The organism is Acetomicrobium sp. S15 = DSM 107314 (genome assembly GCF_016125955.1).
Taxonomy (GTDB): Bacteria; Synergistota; Synergistia; order Synergistales; family Thermosynergistaceae; genus Thermosynergistes; species Thermosynergistes pyruvativorans.
Genome location: NZ_JADEVE010000273.1, coordinates 79,870 through 98,605 on the forward strand (window position 1 = coordinate 79,870; position 18,736 = coordinate 98,605).

The 18,736-nt window shown below is 48.7% G+C and carries 17 protein-coding genes; all 17 read left to right on the plus strand.

Annotation, left to right across the window (positions count from 1 at the left end):
- Nucleotides 1–1,215 (plus strand): threonine synthase, encoded by a 1,215-nt coding sequence (locus EZM41_RS07685; RefSeq protein ID WP_198470532.1) that lies wholly within the window; start codon nt 1–3, stop codon nt 1,213–1,215.
- Nucleotides 1,216–1,260: 45 nt separating this feature from the next.
- Complete coding sequence (locus EZM41_RS07690; RefSeq protein WP_198470533.1) at nt 1,261–2,208, plus strand: threonine ammonia-lyase; 948 nt, start codon at nt 1,261–1,263, stop codon at nt 2,206–2,208.
- A 23-nt stretch (nt 2,209–2,231) separates the two neighbouring features.
- Nucleotides 2,232–3,326: an alanine racemase gene (locus tag EZM41_RS07695; protein ID WP_198470534.1), complete on the plus strand. Its 1,095-nt coding sequence runs from the start codon at nt 2,232–2,234 to the stop codon at nt 3,324–3,326.
- A gap of 22 nt (nt 3,327–3,348) precedes the next feature.
- Complete coding sequence (locus EZM41_RS07700; protein ID WP_198470535.1) at nt 3,349–4,512, plus strand: M20 family metallopeptidase; 1,164 nt, start codon at nt 3,349–3,351, stop codon at nt 4,510–4,512.
- A 152-nt stretch (nt 4,513–4,664) separates the two neighbouring features.
- The gene (locus tag EZM41_RS07705; RefSeq protein WP_198470536.1) at nt 4,665–6,218 is read left to right on the plus strand and encodes an ABC transporter substrate-binding protein; all 1,554 of its coding nucleotides are present in this window, start codon (nt 4,665–4,667) and stop codon (nt 6,216–6,218) included.
- A 68-nt stretch (nt 6,219–6,286) separates the two neighbouring features.
- Nucleotides 6,287–7,234, plus strand: coding sequence for an ABC transporter permease (locus EZM41_RS07710; protein ID WP_446697827.1), 948 nt, complete (start codon nt 6,287–6,289; stop codon nt 7,232–7,234).
- A gap of 11 nt (nt 7,235–7,245) precedes the next feature.
- Nucleotides 7,246–8,088, plus strand: coding sequence for an ABC transporter permease (locus EZM41_RS07715; protein WP_198470538.1), 843 nt, complete (start codon nt 7,246–7,248; stop codon nt 8,086–8,088).
- 7 nt (nt 8,089–8,095) lie between these two features.
- Nucleotides 8,096–9,124: an ABC transporter ATP-binding protein gene (locus tag EZM41_RS07720; RefSeq protein ID WP_198470539.1), complete on the plus strand. Its 1,029-nt coding sequence runs from the start codon at nt 8,096–8,098 to the stop codon at nt 9,122–9,124.
- Nucleotides 9,102–10,076, plus strand: coding sequence for an ABC transporter ATP-binding protein (locus EZM41_RS07725; RefSeq protein ID WP_198470540.1), 975 nt, complete (start codon nt 9,102–9,104; stop codon nt 10,074–10,076). The genes EZM41_RS07720 and EZM41_RS07725 overlap by 23 nt, the downstream gene beginning before the upstream one ends.
- 23 nt (nt 10,077–10,099) lie before the next feature.
- Nucleotides 10,100–11,248 carry a hypothetical protein gene (locus tag EZM41_RS07730; protein ID WP_198470541.1) on the plus strand — a complete coding sequence of 383 codons (1,149 nt, stop codon included), beginning with the start codon at nt 10,100–10,102 and terminating at the stop codon, nt 11,246–11,248.
- A gap of 5 nt (nt 11,249–11,253) precedes the next feature.
- Nucleotides 11,254–11,625 (plus strand): RidA family protein, encoded by a 372-nt coding sequence (locus tag EZM41_RS07735; protein ID WP_198470542.1) that lies wholly within the window; start codon nt 11,254–11,256, stop codon nt 11,623–11,625.
- Nucleotides 11,626–11,656: 31 nt separating this feature from the next.
- On the plus strand, nt 11,657–12,904 hold the full coding sequence (locus tag EZM41_RS07740; RefSeq protein WP_232619186.1) for an amidohydrolase/deacetylase family metallohydrolase: 1,248 nt from the start codon (nt 11,657–11,659) through the stop codon (nt 12,902–12,904).
- A 104-nt stretch (nt 12,905–13,008) separates the two neighbouring features.
- Nucleotides 13,009–14,154 carry a pyridoxal phosphate-dependent aminotransferase gene (locus EZM41_RS07745; RefSeq protein ID WP_232619187.1) on the plus strand — a complete coding sequence of 382 codons (1,146 nt, stop codon included), beginning with the start codon at nt 13,009–13,011 and terminating at the stop codon, nt 14,152–14,154.
- A 50-nt stretch (nt 14,155–14,204) separates the two neighbouring features.
- Nucleotides 14,205–15,419, plus strand: a complete 1,215-nt coding sequence (locus tag EZM41_RS07750; RefSeq protein WP_198470544.1) for a dicarboxylate/amino acid:cation symporter — start codon at nt 14,205–14,207, stop codon at nt 15,417–15,419.
- A gap of 17 nt (nt 15,420–15,436) precedes the next feature.
- A complete protein-coding gene (locus EZM41_RS07755) occupies nt 15,437–16,570 on the plus strand; it encodes an enolase C-terminal domain-like protein (RefSeq protein WP_198470545.1) in 1,134 nt (377 codons plus the stop codon).
- A gap of 28 nt (nt 16,571–16,598) precedes the next feature.
- Entirely contained in the window at nt 16,599–17,570 is a 972-nt protein-coding gene (locus tag EZM41_RS07760) for a C-terminal binding protein (RefSeq protein ID WP_198470546.1), read from the plus strand.
- A gap of 23 nt (nt 17,571–17,593) precedes the next feature.
- Complete coding sequence (locus tag EZM41_RS07765; protein WP_198470547.1) at nt 17,594–18,706, plus strand: mandelate racemase/muconate lactonizing enzyme family protein; 1,113 nt, start codon at nt 17,594–17,596, stop codon at nt 18,704–18,706.
- Nucleotides 18,707–18,736: the final 30 nt, after the last annotated feature.

Here is an 18,736-nt window from a genome sequence, read left to right on the forward strand (position 1 = left end):
ATGTATGCGCTGGGCTTATGTTGTGTGCGCTGCAATAAAAAATATCCCCTGAAAGTTATCTACAAGTGTGTGGATTGTGGTGGAATATTGGAGGTTGTTTATGATTACGAACAAATTAGGCCTATAGAAATGCGAGACAAAGCGAGGCAGAGATCGAAAAACTTTAACCTACTGCCCTTAGAAGAGGATGCGTCTATTGTTATGGGTGAGGGCTGGACGCCGATAGTGGAGGCTAATCGCTTGGCGAGTCAGTTGGGATTGTCTAAAGTAATTTTCAAGTGCGAGTTTTCAAATCCTACCGGCTCGTTCAAAGACAGACCGATATCAATTGGGGTCTCCAAAGCCCTTGAGTTTGGTTACAGTCGCGTTGTAATAGCGTCGAGTGGGAACGCAGCCACTGCTGCCGCCGCATATGCTGCCCGCGCCGGTTTGAAATCCATTGTTTTAGTGCCAGAGTCTACGCCAGCAGAGAAGGTAAAACAGGCTGCCTTTTATGGAGCACGCGTCATTCGCGTTCGTGGACCATACAGCAACTGTTTTAATCTCGCTGAAGAGGCTGCAGAACAGCTGAATCTGTTTAATTTGACTACCACCTTCATCAACCCATATACAGTGGAAGGGAATAAGACCATTGCCTTTGAATTGGTAGACCAGTTAAATGGCTTGGTGCCGGATTATGTATTTGTGCCCATCGGGTCAGGCCCGATGATGGTAGGCATATACAGAGGCTATGTCGACTATGCTGCCTTAGGCTTGGTCGAGTCGCCTCCTCGAATGGTAGGCGTGCAAGCAGAAGGGTGTGACCCTATAGCTCGGGCATTTGCTGAAGGTGCTATTGAAGTTGAACCGCTGGCTAATCCCAAAACCATCGCTGGGGGCATATGCGATGGGCTGTGGGGATATGCAGATGATGGCACCCATACCCTGAATTATATTAGACGTTCTGAAGGATATGCCTTAGCGGTTAGCGATGAGGAGATAAAGGCTGCGCAGATTTGTTTGGCTCAAAAGGAGGGCTTGTTTGTCGAGCCGAGCGGTGCGGCAGGGGTAGCTGGTCTCGTTAAGAGCGCTAGTGACGGCATGATTGGGGCCGATTCTTGCGTGGTCGTCATTTTAAGCGGTCATGGACTGAAAGACATGCGGGTACTTGGCGAGTTCGACATCCCGGTGATAGATAGTGATGTGTGGGAATTGATTAAAATAGTGGAGGATTGACATACGATGCCTTTATTGCGTGGCCAGCGGCTTGAGCCGTTGACGATGAAAGACGTTGATATCGCAATGACGCGCATTCAACAGGCGATAACACCTTCCCCCATGCTCTCCATAGAACCTTTAAACCTCTATTTGAAACATGTCATATATACAAAGGCGGAATCATTGCAACCTTCGGGTTCCTTCAAGCTTCGCGGCGCATACAATAAGATCGCCTCAATACAAAAGCAGCAGGAGAAGGCAAGCGTCATCACCGCTTCATCTGGCAATCACGCATTAAGTGTATCTTTATCTGCGAGATGGTTAGGACAACATGCGATAGTGGTAGTGCCAGAAAGTGCCCCGATGATAAAAAAAGATATGTGTAGAGCCCTTGGGGCTGAGGTGATCGAGCACGGCCTAACTTATGATGACGCATATCTGTTAGCGCAGAGTTTGGCGGAAAAAGGTGATGCTAATTACGTTCATCCAGTTGCAGATACCGATGTAGTGGCGGGCCAAGGCACAATTGCCTTAGAGATCATCGAACAGTTGCCCGATGTTGAGCAAGTGGTGATCCCTATTGGCGGCGGAGGTTTGGCATCTGGCATTTCCTTTGTTATGAAAACGATAAAACCGAACGTTAAGATAGTTGGAGTGCAACCCGAAGGATCATCTGCATTTTATGAAAGCTTCAAGAAGGGCAGGCTTGTAGAACTTAGGGAGGCGAACACGATCGCCGATGGGTTGAGCTGTAAAAAGATAGAACCATACCTGCTTGATATGATCAGTCGTTGGGTGGACGACGTTGTGTTGGTCGGCGAGGCTGCAATTAAGCGTGCTATTAGAATAGGACTACTGTATGGTAAGCTTTTATTGGAAGGAGCCGGAGCAACCTCATTGGCAGCGGTCTCGGAGGATTTGCTTGACCTAAAGATGAAAACGGTCATCATCGCAAGTGGTTCCAATATTGATAAGCAATTATTTACCGATGTTATAAATGAGAGATTATAGCACTACGGAAGGAGAGATTGCGTGTGAAAACAAAATATGAGCTTCCAAGCCCAGCTGTTATTGCGTATCTTGATATTGTAGAGAGAAATATAAATAAGATTGCTACTTTAGCACTAAATGCTAAAAAGAAACTGCGACCACATATTAAACCTCATAAAAGTGTATATTTTGCTAAAAAGCAATTAGAAAGTGGAGCATGTGGAATTACTGTTGCCAAGCTTTCAGAAGCAGAGGTTATGGCCGAGCACGGGATTGATGATATTTTTATTGCTTACTCTATTGTAGGCGAGGAGAAGCTGGGTCGGCTTCGCAAGCTGCGTGATCGCGCAAGAATAGCCACTACTGTGGACAGTATTGAAGTGGCTAACGGTCTTTCTACTGTAGGTACAGCCACAAATCCATTGTCGGTATTGATCGAGATCGATTGTGGAACACACCGCGGCGGTCGCCAACCTGGCGAGGACGCCCTGAACTTTGCAAAACAAATCAAAGAGATACCATCCCTTTGTCTTGAGGGCATATTTACATACGGTGGAATGGTATATGGAAGCTCCAACCTCGAGGAGTTAAAAGCAAAAGCGGCTTTGGAAGCCCGTATTTTAAGGGAAACGGCAAGTTTATTAGCGCAGAACGGGATACCTGTCAACGAAGTCAGCGGCGGTTCAACCCCAGCAGTTTTTGTCTTGGATAAACTCGAGGGGGTAACTGAAATACGGCCCGGCAATTACATTTTCTTCGACGTTTCTGGCCTTTCAATGGGCATAGCAGAGGTAAGCGACTGTGCTTTGCGCGTGTTGGCCACAGTTGTCAGTGTGCCTCTGCCTGGCTATGCGACTATAGATGCTGGCTCTAAGACTTTAACGTCAGATTTAGCTACTGGTCGAGAGGGCTATGGTTACATAGTGGGTATGCCTGATGTATGCTTGGTCAAGCTAAATGAAGAGCATGGCTACTTGCGTTATGACCCTGCCCTTAGGGAGTTTCATGTGGGTGATCGGGTGGAGATCATTCCTAATCATGCCTGTGTGATTCCAAACCTGAGCGGCACATTATATGGAATACGCGGAGAAGAGATAATTAACCCTATTTTGGTTGAAGCAAGAGGGATGAATTATTGATTTGGCGATTGGAGGTGAAGGAATGCGAGATATCGATTTCTGCGAAAAAGCGATCAAATTGGCTCAGGATATTGTCAAAATTCCAAGCGAAGCCCCGCCTGGAGAAGAAAAAGCAGTAGCAGAAAAGCTTGCAGAGGTGCTATCTGAGGGTGGGTTAGAGACCAAATTGGTTGAGGCTGCTCCGGGACGCCCCAATGTACTTGCTACCTTGAGGGGGGTGGATAAAGGACCAACGTTGCTGTATCAGGGCCACATTGACGTTGTCCCAGTCGGGGATGCATCCCTTTGGAGCGTTCCTCCTTACGGAGGCATTATCCGCGACGGCAAACTTTATGGCCGGGGTGCGTCGGACATGAAAGGTGGAGTGGCTGCTATGGCAGCTGCTGCTATGGCATTAAAACGGCAAAATGTGCCCCTTAAGGGTAATTTGGTTTTGGCGTTTGTCGTCGATGAGGAAGTGTCAAACCTTGGCATTAAAAAACTCATCGAGGACGGATTAGCAGCTGACTGGGCGGTAGTTGGCGAGCCTACAAATTTGGATATTGCCTTAGGGCATCGTGGCGTTATTGCATTTAAGGTAAGGACGTATGGACGGGCAGCACATGCCGCTCAAGCACAAGCTGGAGTTAATGCGATAGACAAAGCCTTCTCTTTCAGATCTGAAATAGAAAAGCTGAGAGAAGCGATTTCCAATAGAAGTAACTCATTATTGGGCAATCCGAGCTTAAATCTCACAACGATTAAAGGCGGGACGAAGGTCAACATTATTCCTGACTTTTGTGAGATGACGCTGGATAGGCGCCTTGTTCCTGGGGAAACGAGAGAAGCTGTTGAATCCGAGATCCGAGCATTGATAAATGAACTTGCCACTCGAGATCCAGAGTTTAGGGCAGACTTCACTGTTACAACCTGCGTAGCGCCTGGAGAAATTGCTAAAGACCACCCGCTAGTTCAAGCCCTTAACAAAGCAGTACTTCAAGTTACGGGAGAAATGCCTAAATTTAAGGGTTTTGAGGCTACATGTGAGGCCTCAATAATTATGGAGGCCATGAAAACTCCTACGGTCATTTTTGGGCCGGGTCGCATCGCACAAGCTCATTGCGCTGACGAGTATATTGAGGTAGAGCAAATTGCCAAAGCAACATCCAGTTACATCGAACTGGCTAAAAACTTCCTCACCAAATAACATGTGCGCAAGACAAGCCATGGCTTGAGGCTGAATGATGGCTGAGATTGTGAGAGGTAAAATAAAAACGTATTGTTCATGGTTAGTTACGACAACCAAGGGATACGAATAAAAAAAGACAGAAGGAGGCGAGTAATTTGAAGTTTCCGAGATTGCCGGAGAGGGTTTTAGCGTTCGGGGTTTGCCTGTTCCTTTTAGCGGCTGCAGGTTGTGCCACAGCCCAAGAAGCGGTTAAGGGTGGGGTGTTTCGATATGCGGCGATCGATGAAGCGCCGACGCTCGACCAACATGTTGTTACATCAGATCTGGCTACTACAATCGCCCAACACATCTTTGAGGGGCTGTATACGTTTGATGCCAATTACACACCTGTTCCTATGTTGGCTGAAAGCACCGACGTTCAGGAAGATGGGAAGCTGGTTGTCATAAAGCTGAGAGAGGGTGTGAAGTTTCACAACGGTAAGGAACTCGATGCAGAAGATGTGATAGCTTCTCTCAACCGCTGGGGCAAGTTCGGCACGCGGGGTCCGGTGCTTTTTGAGCACATTGCTAAACTGGAAGCTGATTCTAAGTACGTTGTAAAGATCTACTTCAAGGAGCCATTTGCCCCGTGGCAAAATTTACTTGCTTTCATAAACGGAGGCCCCGTGATTTATCCCAAAGATGTAGTTGAGAAAGCGGAGGCTAAGCCTATCCCGGAGACGGAATATATAGGCACCGGCCCTTACAGGTTTGTTGAGAGAAACCCCGGCAGGTATATATTACTTGCTCGTTTTGACGATTACAAAGGCCTTGCGGGACCAGCAAATGGTTATGCGGGAGAGAGGAAAGCTTATTTCGACGAGATCCGGTTCATTCCGGTTCCAGATGTTGGTACAAGAGTGAACGGTGTCAAGGCTGGCGATTACGATTACGCGGAACAGATTCCAGGAGATCTCTTCGAATCGTTGAAGTCAGACCCCTCGGTAAAGACAATCGTAAACCAGGGAAGCATCCAGGGGTTTATCTTCTTTAATTCAAAAGACGGCATAATGAAGGATAACTACAAGCTCAGACAAGCGATCTTGGTGGCTACGAAGATGGACATGGTGCTTCGCGCAGCGATCGGTCCAGAGGAACTCTGGGATGCGAACGGTTCGTTTATGCCTGAGGTGACGCCTTGGTATAGCAAGGCGGGGTTGGAAAAATATAACCGCGGAGACGTGGAACTGGCTAAAAAGTTAGCCAAAGAAGCTGGCTACAACGGGGAAAAGATTACTTTCATGGTCTCGAGCTCATACAGGATGCACTATGATAGCTGTATGGTTATTGCAAAGCAGCTTAGCGAAGCAGGCTTCAATATCGACCTTCAAATTTACGACTGGGCCACACTCGTTTCAAAACGATCAGATCCAAAGCAATGGGACATGTTTTTTACCCACCACGGATTTGTCCCAGATCCCATACTGTTTACGTTCATGAGCGACACATACCCTGGATGGTGGGCTACCGATAGGAAGGCGTCCCTAAAGAAGCCGTTTATTGAGACAATGGATCAATCCAAGCGCATAGAAATTTGGAGCAAGATCCAGGAACTAATCTATGAAGAGGTACCGGTGGCTAAGACCGGAGATATCTACATGTACGATATTTATTCCCCCAAAGTACAAGGCCTTAGCGAAATGTCGCTAATATGGCCGAAGCTCTGGGGGCTGTCGTTTAAGTAAAAGGCCATAGAAGCGGGCCTCTCCTGTGTCATGGGGCCCGCTAATATCTCAAAAAGTGGGGGCGCGTGATGCTTTCTTATGTCATAAGAAGGGTCTTGAGTATGATTCCCTCTCTTTTTTTGGCCTCAATCATTGTTTTTTCCTTCATTCACTTTATACCGGGAGATCCAGCTGTCGTCATGTTGGGGGATATGGCCACGCCCGAACAAGTGCAACAACTGAGAGAGGCTTTAGGATTGGACAGACCCGTTTACGTCCAGTATATTAGATGGCTTTCCGGAATCTTGAGGGGGGATTTGGGAAATTCAATCTTTTTTCACCAGCCGGTTACAAGGGTAATAGCAAGCAGGGCAGAGACCAGCATATTTATTGCCCTGATATCAATGGCTCTCATAGCTCTTATTGGGATTCCAATTGGTGTTTTGTCAGCGGTAAAGTATAACAGTTGGATAGACCAAGCTTTATCGAGTTTGTCAATGTTTTTCGCCTCAGTTCCTACTTTTTGGTTGGGGTTAAATTTAATGTTCATCTTTGCTGTGATGCTCCGCTGGTTTCCAAGCTCCGGCTTCCCGTCCGTGATTGAGTCAGGGAATTGGAGCAATCTCAGATATCTCATCTTGCCATGTCTTACGCTGGCTGCTCCGAACTCAGCTTTAATAATCAGGCTCACCCGCTCTAGCATGCTCGATGTGATTAGAGAGGATCACGTAAGGACTGCTCGCGCAAAAGGTCTTCCAGAGTGGAAAATTATATTGAAGCATGTCTTCCGTAATGCCCTTATATCTATTGTGTCGGCCTTGGGGTTCACATTTGTTGCGCTTGTATCGGGCACAGTGGTCACCGAAACGGTCTTCTCGCTTCCCGGCATAGGAAGGCTCGTGGTGGAATCCATCCTCCGTCGTGACTATCCCGTGATTCAGGGGATTATTCTCGTCATCGTACTTTTGTACATGCTCATAAACTTGCTTGTGGATCTTTCCTACGCTTTCCTTGATCCCAGGATCAAATATAGCTGAGGAGGTTTGTCATGACTGGTTTGTTTTCGGTCCTTTACGCGAGAAAGACCGCCTTCGCCGGGATGTTAGTAATCTTAATGATCTTAGTTTTCGCCATATTTGCTCCCCTAATTGCTCCATATGATCCGACCTCAATGAATCCTCTGGAAAAACTTGAGCCTCCGAGCGTTAGCCACCCTTTCGGGACGGATAACTTTGGCAGAGATACATTTAGTCGCGTTGTATACGGCGCCCGAATGAGCCTTTTGGGTTCAACCGGAGTGGTTGTCTTCGCCACGATCTTTGGGGTGGCCATTGGGACCCTTTGCGGTTATTTTAAGAGTATCGAACTCATTCTAATGCGTGTAATAGATGTTCTTATGTCGTTTCCACCATTACTTTTGGCGCTTGTGCTCGTGTCTATAATGGGAAGAGGGCTTGTTAACGTCATTATTGCAGTAGGGGTGACGTATCTCACCAGGACCACGCGGATAATTTATGGCATGACGCTCAAGATCAAAGAGGAGCCTTACATAGAAGCCAGCTACGCTTCAGGGGCTACAACTTTTAGGATCTTGTTAAGACATGTGGTGCCAAATCTCATGTCGCCACTTATTGTTCAATCCACATTTACATTCGCCTTTTCGCTTTTGGAAATGGCATCGCTTGACTTCCTGGGCCTTGGTATACCGCCTGCGATCCCAAGCTGGGGAAATATGCTCAGCGAAGGCAGCATATATCTCACCAGAGCGCCGTGGCTTTTGCTTTTCCCCGGTTCATTTATAGTGCTTACGGTGTTATCTCTCAACTTAGTGGGTGACGTATTGAGGGATAGACTTGACCCGCGCTTCAGGGCTGAGATATCGGGGGTTTGATATTCAGATGATTGAGACAGACAAAAAGCTGCTCGATGCAAAGGGACTCGTGGTGGAGTTGCAAACAGAAAGAGGCGTAATCAAAGCTGTGGATGGCGCAGACATTGGCATTTGCCCTGGCGAGACTTTGGGACTCGTAGGAGAATCGGGGAGCGGCAAGACAATGACGAGCTTAGCTATTATGGGTTTGCTTCCTAAACCGCAAGGTAGGATAGCTGCTGGAAAGATTTGTTTCAAAGGGAAAAATTTGGCTAATTTGAGCGACAAGGAGATGCGCCGTATCCGCGGCAAAGAAATAGCGATGATCTTTCAAGAGCCCATGACATCGCTAAACCCAGTCTACACGATAGGAGATCAAATTGTAGAAGCGATCATTTCTCACCGTAAGATTACGCGGCGGCGAGCCATGGATTTGGCCGTGGAGATGCTTCAAAAAGTAGGCATACCAAGCCCCGAGTCGCGCGTAAGCGCCTATCCGCATGAACTCTCTGGTGGCATGAGACAGAGGGCTATGATAGCGATGGCTTTGTCGTGTGACCCTGATCTACTTATAGCAGATGAACCCACCACAGCGCTTGACGTGACGATACAAGCACAGATTTTGGATCTAATGAAAGAGTTAAAGCACAAGATTGGCATGTCGCTTTTATTGATAACCCATGCCCTCGGTATAGTGGCTGAAATGGCCGATAGGGTCTGTGTGATGTACGCAGGCAGGATTGTCGAATCAGCAAACACAAGGGATCTTTTTAAGTCCCCTTTACATCCTTATACATTGGGATTGCTCAAGTCCATACCGCGGTTGGATGAAGAGGCCGAAGAGCTTTATGCGATTCCAGGCATGGTGCCCACCCCTCAGGAGATGCCGAGCGGTTGCAAGTTTTATGATAGATGTTTTTTGAGATATAGCCGATGTGGTGCCGAGGAGCCACTCTTGTATGATGTGGAATCTATGCACTGGGTCCGCTGTTTTCGGCACGACGAGATGGCCAAAATGCGAGGCGACATTTCCAATGGTCGGCGCAGCTTTGCTTGAAATAGAAAATCTAAAAAAATTTTATCCTGTGAAGGGTGGAGTTCTACGGAGAGTTGTTGGCTACGTCAAAGCCGTAGATGGAGTGACTCTTTCAATTCATCCAGGTGAAACCGTAGGGCTTGTGGGAGAATCGGGGTGCGGAAAGTCCACTTTAGGAAAAGCTGTAATGCGCTTGATAAGCGTAACAGATGGCAGGATCACTTTTAAGGGAAAAGACTTATTATCAATGAGAAGAAAAACCTTGAGGATGGCGCGTAGAGAGATTCAAATGATTTTCCAAGACCCTTATGCTTCTCTTGACCCGCGCATGACTGTGATAGAGCTCGTAGAGGAGCCCTTAATAGTTCATGGCATTATAAAAGATAAGGGCAAGCGACGCGAGCGGGCCGCGGCGATGCTTTCTACAACTGGTTTAAGCTCTGAGTTTCTCCACAGATACCCCTTTGAGTTAAGCGGGGGACAGCGACAAAGGGTGGGTATAGCAAGGGCGCTGGTTGTGGAACCTTCTCTTGTGATTGCAGATGAGGCTGTTTCTGCCCTTGACGTCTCCGTACAGGCACAAGTCATAAACCTTTTGAAGGAACTGCGGAAAAGGCTGAATCTTACCTTTCTCTTTATAGCTCATGATTTAGCCGTGATAAAACATATAAGCGACAGAGTAGCAGTAATGTACCTGGGAAAGATTGTGGAGTTGGCCACAAAGAAGGCGCTCTTCGATTTTCCCATGCATCCTTACACTCAGGCGCTGATATCTGCCATCCCTATCCCAGATCCTTTTAGAAGAAGCGAGCGGATTATCCTTCAGGGGGATGTGCCGAGCCCCTTAAATCCGCCTTCAGGGTGTAGATTTCACCCGAGGTGTCCTAAGGTTATGCCTATTTGCTCGCGGGAGGAGCCGCGTTTTTTAGAGCACGGTGGCGAGCACAGCGTAGCTTGCCATCTATATACATGAAGTTGTAGGGAAGGAGAATTATTGTGGACAATATTTACGAAAAGTTGGGCGTAAAAAGGTTGATCAATGCCGCTGGCACTTATACGATGGTTGGCGGCTCCAGGATGAGCGAAAGGACATTGGAAGCTATGCGATCTGCCGCAGGCTCCTTTGTTGATATAAGAGAGCTTCAACGTGCGGTTCACAAACGCTTGGCGGAACTCACCAAGAATGAAGCCGCTTGTGTTACTACAGGTGCGGCGGCGGGAATATATGTGACAATTGCTTCTTGTGTGGCGGAAAAGCTTGACAAGCCCTTTGCTCACCTCTCCAAAGACGAAGTAGAAAAATGCGAAGTAATCATCTACCGAGCCCATAGAAATCCTTACGATTGGGCAGTGCGCCAGCTCGGCGTAAAACTTGTGGAAGTGGGGTATCCTAACGAAATACAGCCCGCTGCAGCAAAGGATCTGGAACATGCGATAGGGGAACACAGCGCCGCTATATTCTATGTAGCTCAGAACAGAGGTGGGTGGACTGCACCAGGAGCTTTGGATTTAGAGAGCGTTATCTCCGTGGCGAAGGGGGCAAACCTTCCTGTAATTGTAGACGCCGCCGCTCAGCTTCCCCCAGTGGAGAACCTGTGGAATTTCACTGATATGGGAGCTGCCGCAGCTATCTTTAGCGGTGGAAAGGATCTGCGCGGTCCTCAGGCGAGCGGTCTTGTGGTGGGTAAGAGGTTCCTAATTGAGCGCATCGTTGAGACGAATTTCCCCAACTACGGTATCGGGAGGATGCTCAAAATAGGTAGGGAAGAGTTGGTTGGTTTGCTCGTGGCTGTAGAGGAATATGTATCAATGGGTAATAGCCGTAAAAGAGAGTGGTGCGAAGGGCAAGTAAAGCGCATCAGCGATGTTCTTGCAGGATTTTGTGGAATTTCAGTAGAACGGAGTTTCCCCAACGAAGCTGGTCAACCCATCCCTCGCGCACTGGTTCGTTTCTCTAGTACCATAGATGAGCCAGCAAAGCGAGTTTTGGAGGAACTTATGAGAGGTGATCCAGGAATATTTGTTATGGCTGCTTCTGATGATGCCATCTTCATAAACCCTATGACTCTTGAAGAGGGCGAAGTAGAAGTAGTAATTAAAAGACTGAAAGACATAGCTTTGCAATTAAATAATTTTAAGAGGTGATAAAGATGAAGAAAGAGATAAGAACTAAGGACGCGCCAATGCCAGCGGGGCCATATTCACAGGGGATCATCGTCGGCAACAGAATATATGTAGCCGGTCAAGGTCCATCAAACCCGGCGACAGGGAAGGCTCCTGAGGGAATAGAAGAGCAGACCAGACAGGTTCTAAAGAATATCCAAGCTATTTTAGAAGCCGGAGGAGCCAAACTCGACGACGTAGTTAAAGTGACTGCACACCTGGCAGACCTAAAATATTTCACTGCCTTTAACGAAGTGTATAAGACTTTTTTCAAAGAACCATTTCCTGTGCGCACCACCGTGGGAAGCCAACTCAAGGATATACTGGTAGAGATCGACGTAATAGCCGAACTCGCCTAACCGGCGATAACGCTTGAGAGCGGCAACTGCCATGTCAGAAAATCCTCTTGTTAACCTACGCGGAAAAGGAGTCATGCTTTTAAAGGGTGGGCGTGTAATCGATCCCAAAAATGGAATTGACGAAGTCCGCGATGTAGCCATAAAGGACGGCAAGGTCCTGGCTATAGAGAGGGAAATAAACGTAGCCGGAATGGATAAAGTTATAGATGTGCGTAATCTCATCGTCACACCTGGTGTGGTAGACATTCACACGCATCTTTTTGCCACGACCTGGCTGCCCGATGCGTGGGCTGGGGAAAAGAGCGTCTTGCCCGATGGCTTTAGCTTTAGAAGCGGCGTTACCACCATGGTAGACGCGGGAAGCGCAGGTAGGCGCACTTTTGAGATTTTTAGAACCACCGTGATCGAGAGGGCAAAGACGCGCGTCTTTGCCCTCATTAACATCGCTAGCTACGGCATGATAAACGACATGATCGAGCAGTATCCAGAAGACTTTGACCCTAAAGCCACTGCCGAGATGGCTTTGAAGCACAAGGATGTAGTAGTAGGGATAAAAAGCGCTCATTATTGGCGCCCAGATTGGACTTCTGTGCAAATGGCAATGGAGGCAGGAGAGGCATCTGGTCTCCCAGTGATGGTGGACTTTGGATATTTTCGCAAAGAGAGACCATATTGGGAGCTGGTAACAAAAGTATTAAGGCCCGGGGATATTAGCACCCACTGCTTCAGAGGACCTGTCCCCATAGTCAGAAGTGATGGCGAGCTTTATCGGTATCTCTTTGAGGCGCGCGATAGAGGTGTACTCTTCGACTTGGGACATGGCGGGGGAAGCTTTCTCTTTAGAAACGCTCTCCCTGCTATTCGAGGTGGGTTTTACCCCGATTCTATTTCTACAGATCTCCATACCGATAGCATGAACGCAGGGATGATGGATATGCCTACCACCATGTCCAAGTGCCTCGTCATGGGGATGTCGCTTCATGATGTAGTTGCCCACTCTACACACATTCCTGCTCAGATGATAGGGCATCCTGAGCTCGGGCATTTGTCTGTGGGTGCACCTGCGGATATAGCCGTTTGGAGGCTGTTAGAAGGATGCTTTGGCTACAAGGATTCCCATGGTGGCAGGCTCTATGGGAATAAAAGGCTCCTTTGTGAGATGACGCTAAAGGGTGGGGATGTGGTTTGGGACCTAAACGCTCGAGACGCTGTCGATTATGAGATGTTAGGACAAACTTATGGGATCAGAGAAGGGGAATTTCTCATTCCTCCACCCTAATAACAAAAACTGCCCCTGTAGGTTAGATTTGATAGAAGGAAGACAGAGGCTCGGAACGGCATATTGAACTTGAAGAGCGATATTTTAAAGGAGGAATTATGGGTTTGAGAATCAGTCAAAGGGCAAAAAGAGTTCCTCGTTCGGGCATACGTGAGATGTTTGATATGGCCCCTAAGTATAAAAACGTTATCAGCCTCGGTATAGGGGAGCCGGGGTTTCCGACGCCTAAGCATATCGTAGAAGCGGGGGCTAACGCGCTATATGAAGGGCATACCAAATATACGCCTAACGCCGGGATTTCCGACTTACGAAAAGCCATCGCAGAAAGGGCATCTTTGGATGGTCTTAGCGTTGACCAGCAAAATGTAATAATAACTGCAGGAGCAGGCGAAGCGGTCTTGCTTGCCCTATTGGCGACTGTGGATCCGGGGGACGAAGCCCTCCTGCCTGACCCATGTTGGCCTAATTACTTTGGGCAGGTTGCGCTCTCCGGTGCTCGAATGAATTTTGTGAGGACATACGAGCGCGATCATTTTCACTTGAAAGCCGAAGCGATTGAAAAAACCATAAGCGACCGCACTCGAGTTGTCATCATCAATTCTCCTTCTAACCCAACAGGGGCCGTCTTAAATAAACAAGAGCTTGAAGACATCGCAAAGGTTATTCTGGATCGCGATTTGGTTGTAATTTCGGACGAAACTTACTCAAATATCCTCTTCGACGGAAGAAGACACACATGCATCGCTTCTTTGCCTGACATGGCAGACCATACGATCGTTATAAACAGCTTTTCTAAGACTTATGCCATGACGGGGTGGAGGGTAGGCTATGCAATAGGCCCATCGGATGCAATAAGTCAGATGGCAAAGCTACAGGAGAGCGTATCCTCTTGCGTAAATGCGGCTGCTCAACAGGCATGTTTGGCTGCTCTAAAAGGGCCGCAGGATTGTGTCAAAGAAATGGTTGAGGGGTACAGAGAGCGCAGAGATTTGCTCTTAAGCGGGTTAGCGGAACTCCCAGGAATCGAGTGCCTAATGCCTGAAGGGAGTTTTTATGCGTTCCCCAACATAACGAAGTTCGGCCTTTCTTCGAAGGACTTTGCCCTTATGCTCTTAGAAAAGACGCAAGTGGTGGTAGTTCCGGGTTCGGCTTTCGGCGAAGGAGGCGAGGGATACCTTAGGGTTTCTTTTTGCGGAAGCATTGAGAGCATAAAGGAGGTTCTAAGTCGGTTGCAGAATTTGCTACGTTAAACTGAAATGATAGGTGCATTTACATAACAATAGAAGGAGGGCAACATGAAATGAAAACGCAAGGTTCGCGGTTTGCTTTGTGGCTTTTAGCGGCTTCTGTTCTCGGTGGCATTGTAGGCTATATAGTTGGCGAACCCATTAACGTTATTAAACCGCTGGGAGATCTCTTTTACAGGCTTTTGTTTATGATAGTGCCAATCTTAGTGTTTTTCTCCCTTTGCTCTTCTTTCGCGCGAGTAGGCGATATACGTCAACTAAGCAAATGGGCTGGGAAAATAGTCGGCTGGTTTGTGATAACAACTCTAATAGGTTCTGTTATAGGAATTGTAGTTGGTTTAATTTGGAAACCTGGGGCTGGCCTTGTGGTGAAAGGCCTTACTGAAGCTCCCAAAGTGGCAGAGTTTAGCGCCGCGACTTTTCTTGAATGGATCCCTCAGAATGGTATCGGTGCAATAGCTGAAGGCAACATAATTCAAATCGTTATATTTGCAATTATTATTGGTATCGCAGTTTCATTATTACCTGAAGGGAAACATAAACAAATATTGCAAGACTTAATCGTTGCAGGAACCGACCTATTCATAACTGTCGCCGGATGCGTCCTTTATTATGCGCCTATTGGAGTATTTGCCTTGATGGCTACTTCAGTGGCAGCATTTAGAGGTGCGCTATTGATGGAAATGGCGAATTTCCTCACTGCTTACACTGTAGGTTTTATATTCCACATATTATTTGTGTACGGATTTCTCTTTTGGGCTATGACAAGATTAAATCCTTTCCAGTTTTTTAAGAAGGCGTTGCCAGCCTTGCTTACGGCCTTTACAACCTGCAGTAGTGCTGCGACTTTGCCTGTTACGCTTCGCTGTACTGAGGAAATGGGGGTGCATGAGGAGTTGAAAAACTTCGGCATACCTTTGGGCATGACTTTTAACATGGACTCCATGGCCATTGAAATACCGCTTTATATTATGCTGGGGATGTTTGCTATTAATATGCAGCCTACGATTGCTGAATTAATACAGTTTTTATTCCTCGGTTTAGCGTTCTCTATCGGTTGCGCTGGAGTGCCAGGTGGCGGCATAGCTATAGCGGTTATTCTTGTTAAGGCTTTTAATTTGCCGGAAGATGTCGTGGCGTGGATCGCCGCCGTATTTGCTTATTTAGACATAACAGGCACACCTATGAACGTTTGGGGTGACATGATATCCACAACTATCGTGGCTAAAAGAGAGGGCTTGCTTGATATGGAGAAATTTAACTCTTAGGAGGTCAAATTTACGACGTGAAGATTGAGGATGTGAAGGCGCACGTGATGCAAGCGGAGCTTAAGGAGCCATTTGGGTTTTCTCAGTGGTGGTTCCATAAGCGGGGCGCCATGATAGTGGAGGTTATAACGGATGAAGGCCTGGTTGGGTGGGGTGAAGCTTACGGTCCGCCTGAGGCCACCGGCGCCATATTGGAAAAGCTTTATAAACCTCTTGTGGTAGGCAAGGACCCTTTTCAAGTAAGCGTCTTCTGGGAAGAGCTTTACAACCGCTTTAGGGATTACGGGCAAAAAGGGGTCATGGTAGCTGCTTTAAGCGGTTTGGACATCGCCTTGTGGGACCTGATGGGCAAAGCCTTGGGCGTTCCGGTCTACAAGCTTTTGGGCGGCGCGTTCCGGAACGAAGTCTCCGCCTACGCTACGGGGTTATACCTCAAGCGGACGGACGACGTGCCAAAAGAATTGGCACACGAGGCCGAATGCCACGTCAAGGCCGGTTTTAAGGCCATGAAGATGAAGATAGGTTATGGATACGAGCGCGACGTGGTGTATGTAAAAGCAGTGAGAGATGCGATAGGCCCTGGCGTCGAGCTCATGGTAGACGCGAATCACGCCTACGACGCCTCGAGCGCTATAAGGGTCGGAAGGGGCATCGAGTCTTTCGAGATCGGGTGGTTCGAGGAGCCGGTGCCACCTGAGGACATACAAGGCTATATCGAGGTCAAGCGTGCGCTTTCTATCCCTGTTGCTGGAGGGGAGTGCGAGTACACGCGCTTTGGCTTCAGAGAGCTTTTGTCCAAGCGGGCGGTGGATATCGTGCAACCGGATACGTGTTCCACCGGCGGGCTTTCCGAGTGCAAGAAGATCGCCGCCATGGCGAGCGCCTGGGGCGTGAGATATCTCCCCCACGTCTGGGGAAGCGGCGTTGCCTTAGCGGCGAATTTGCACCTCATAGCTGCGATTCCGCCCGCTTCTATGTCCGCAAACCCCGTTGAGCCTATTTTTGAATACGACACCACGGAAAACCCTTTTAGGACAGAGCTGCTCCTTGAGCCTATCATTCCACAAAACGGCTCGCTTAAAATACCGCAAGGGCCGGGCTTGGGCATCGATGTGGACAGAAAGGTCCTAAATCGCTACTCTTGTAAGTGAATCTACTTTACGTTTTAGGAGGATGGACATGAGCGGTAAATTTAAGGTAGTGATCACGGATTGCGATCATCCGTCGGTGGACGAGGAGCGCGAGGTATTAAAAGAACTTGATGCAGAGGTTGTGCTGGCTCAGTGCAAGACCGAGGATGAAGTTATATCGGTGGCGCGCGATGCCGACGGCATCCTGAACCAGTATGCCCCAATTACGCGCAAGGTCATAAATTCGCTGGAGCGTTGCAAGGTGATAGCTCGGTATGGCGTCGGCGTAGATAGCATAGATGTGGATGCTGCCACAGAGCGGGGCATCATCGTGGCCAACGTGCCCGATTATTGCGTCGATGAGGTTTCGAGCCACGCAATAGCGCTGCTCATGGCCTGCGCCAGGAAGGTGGTCTTCTTGGATCGCTACGTGGGAGAACGCAGGTGGGATGTGACTCTCGCAGCCCCCATCTTTCGTTTGCAGGGTAGAGTCTTGGGCCTCTACGGCCTCGGAAGGTTGGGCTTTGCCACCGCCAAGAAGGCCAAAGGATTGGGGCTTCATATAATAGCCTACGATCCCTATGTCCTGCGCTCGGACGAGGTTGAGTTAGTCACATTTGAAGATCTCTTGAAGCGTTCGGACTTCATCTCTATTCATGCTCCGCTCACCAAAGAGACGCGCCACGCCTTTGGCGAAGCCGCGCTGCGTTCGATGAAAAAGACCGCCTACCTCGTAAATACGTCAAGGGGGCCGCTCGTGGACGAGGCGGCGTTGTACAAGGCATTGAAAGAGGGGTGGATCGCCGGAGCGGCTATCGACGTGATGGAGCATGAGCCGCCGGATTGGGATAATCCCCTTTTCAGCGTGCGGGATAAGCTAATAGTTACACCGCACGCCGCCTATTATTCCGAGGAATCCTACGTGGAATTAAAAAGGAAGACGGCGTTGGCAGTTGCGAAGGCGTTGAAGGGCGAGCGCCCTGACTCGGTGGTGAATAAAGCGGTGCTCGAAAAGGCATAGCCTTTGGAGGTAAAGATTCGACCATGCACATAACTGCCGTAGACTCTTTCGTCTTGCACGTCCCTGTGACGGGTGGCCATATCGAGGACAGCTCCCATAAGGTCGATCGCTGGGGAGTGCCCATGGCGCGCATCGAAACCGATAGTGGAATCGTGGGTTTCGGCTATACGGGCACCCACGGTCACCTGCCCACCGATAGGCTCATAGCTGAGTGCATAAAAGAGGCGTATGGACCGCTTCTCATCGGCGAAGATCCCACCTCGACGGAAGCCCTTTGGAACAAGCTGTATAACTACTCTCCGATTCGGTGGGTCGGAAGGAGCGGCATAACGCACCTTGCCTTGAGCGCAGTCGATATAGCCCTCTGGGACATAAGGGCCAAGGCGGCTGTAGTGCCCCTGTGGAAATTGCTGGGCGGCGACGAAGGTAAGCGCATAGAGGCATATAACACCGATTGGGGATGGCTCCACCTTTCTTTGGAGACATTGGTCTCAGGGTGCAAAAGGTTGGTAGAGGAAGAGGGTTATAACGGCGTAAAGATAAAATTGGGAAGCAGCGACATCTCGATTGACAGAAAGAGGATCACTGCCGTGCGGGACGCCATTGGTCCCGAGAGGAAATTGATGGTGGATGCCAACGGAAAATTTGACTTGCCGACGGCCTTGCGCATGGGGAAGTGTTTATGCGATTACGATGTAGTTTGGTTTGAGGAACCGCTTTGGTTTGAAGACTTGCTCGGCCACGTTCGCCTCGCGAACGCGATAGATACGCCCATAGCCTTGGGAGAGCAGCTCTATGCGCTTTGCGACTTTGCGAACTTCATCGCTATGGGCGCTGTGCACATCGTGCAGGCAGATGTAACGAGATTAGCCGGCATAACGGAATGGCTCAAAGTGGCCGATCTGGCTTATGCCCATCGTTTGCCGGTGGTGCCCCATGTGGGGGATATGGCCCAAGTACACTTACACCTGTCCATCGCTCACCCCGCCTGCGATACGCTCGAATATATCCCTTGGCTCAAAGAAGTATTTGAAGAACCTGCGAGGGTATGCAGCGGGCGTTTTTGTATCCCCCGGATGCCCGGGGCCAGCACGACGCCTACAGAGAGTGCGCTTGCGCGCTTTCGCGTAGCCTGAGTTCGATACCTGTCTTAAGAAGGGGTTGAT

Excerpts from the sequence above, each read along its gene's own strand:
- EZM41_RS07685 (WP_198470532.1), top strand. The coding sequence starts at position 1 with ATGTATGCGCTGGGCTTATGTTGTGTGCGCTGCAATAAAAAATATCCC.
- EZM41_RS07690 (WP_198470533.1), top strand. The coding sequence starts at position 1,261 with ATGAAAGACGTTGATATCGCAATGACGCGCATTCAACAGGCGATAACA.
- EZM41_RS07700 (WP_198470535.1), top strand. The coding sequence starts at position 3,349 with ATGCGAGATATCGATTTCTGCGAAAAAGCGATCAAATTGGCTCAGGAT.
- EZM41_RS07710 (WP_446697827.1), top strand. The coding sequence starts at position 6,287 with ATGCTTTCTTATGTCATAAGAAGGGTCTTGAGTATGATTCCCTCTCTT.
- EZM41_RS07715 (WP_198470538.1), top strand. The coding sequence starts at position 7,246 with ATGACTGGTTTGTTTTCGGTCCTTTACGCGAGAAAGACCGCCTTCGCC.
- EZM41_RS07720 (WP_198470539.1), top strand. The coding sequence starts at position 8,096 with ATGATTGAGACAGACAAAAAGCTGCTCGATGCAAAGGGACTCGTGGTG.
- EZM41_RS07725 (WP_198470540.1), top strand. The coding sequence starts at position 9,102 with ATGGTCGGCGCAGCTTTGCTTGAAATAGAAAATCTAAAAAAATTTTAT.
- EZM41_RS07735 (WP_198470542.1), top strand. The coding sequence starts at position 11,254 with ATGAAGAAAGAGATAAGAACTAAGGACGCGCCAATGCCAGCGGGGCCA.
- EZM41_RS07740 (WP_232619186.1), top strand. The coding sequence starts at position 11,657 with ATGTCAGAAAATCCTCTTGTTAACCTACGCGGAAAAGGAGTCATGCTT.
- EZM41_RS07750 (WP_198470544.1), top strand. The coding sequence starts at position 14,205 with ATGAAAACGCAAGGTTCGCGGTTTGCTTTGTGGCTTTTAGCGGCTTCT.
- EZM41_RS07760 (WP_198470546.1), top strand. The coding sequence starts at position 16,599 with ATGAGCGGTAAATTTAAGGTAGTGATCACGGATTGCGATCATCCGTCG.
- EZM41_RS07765 (WP_198470547.1), top strand. The coding sequence starts at position 17,594 with ATGCACATAACTGCCGTAGACTCTTTCGTCTTGCACGTCCCTGTGACG.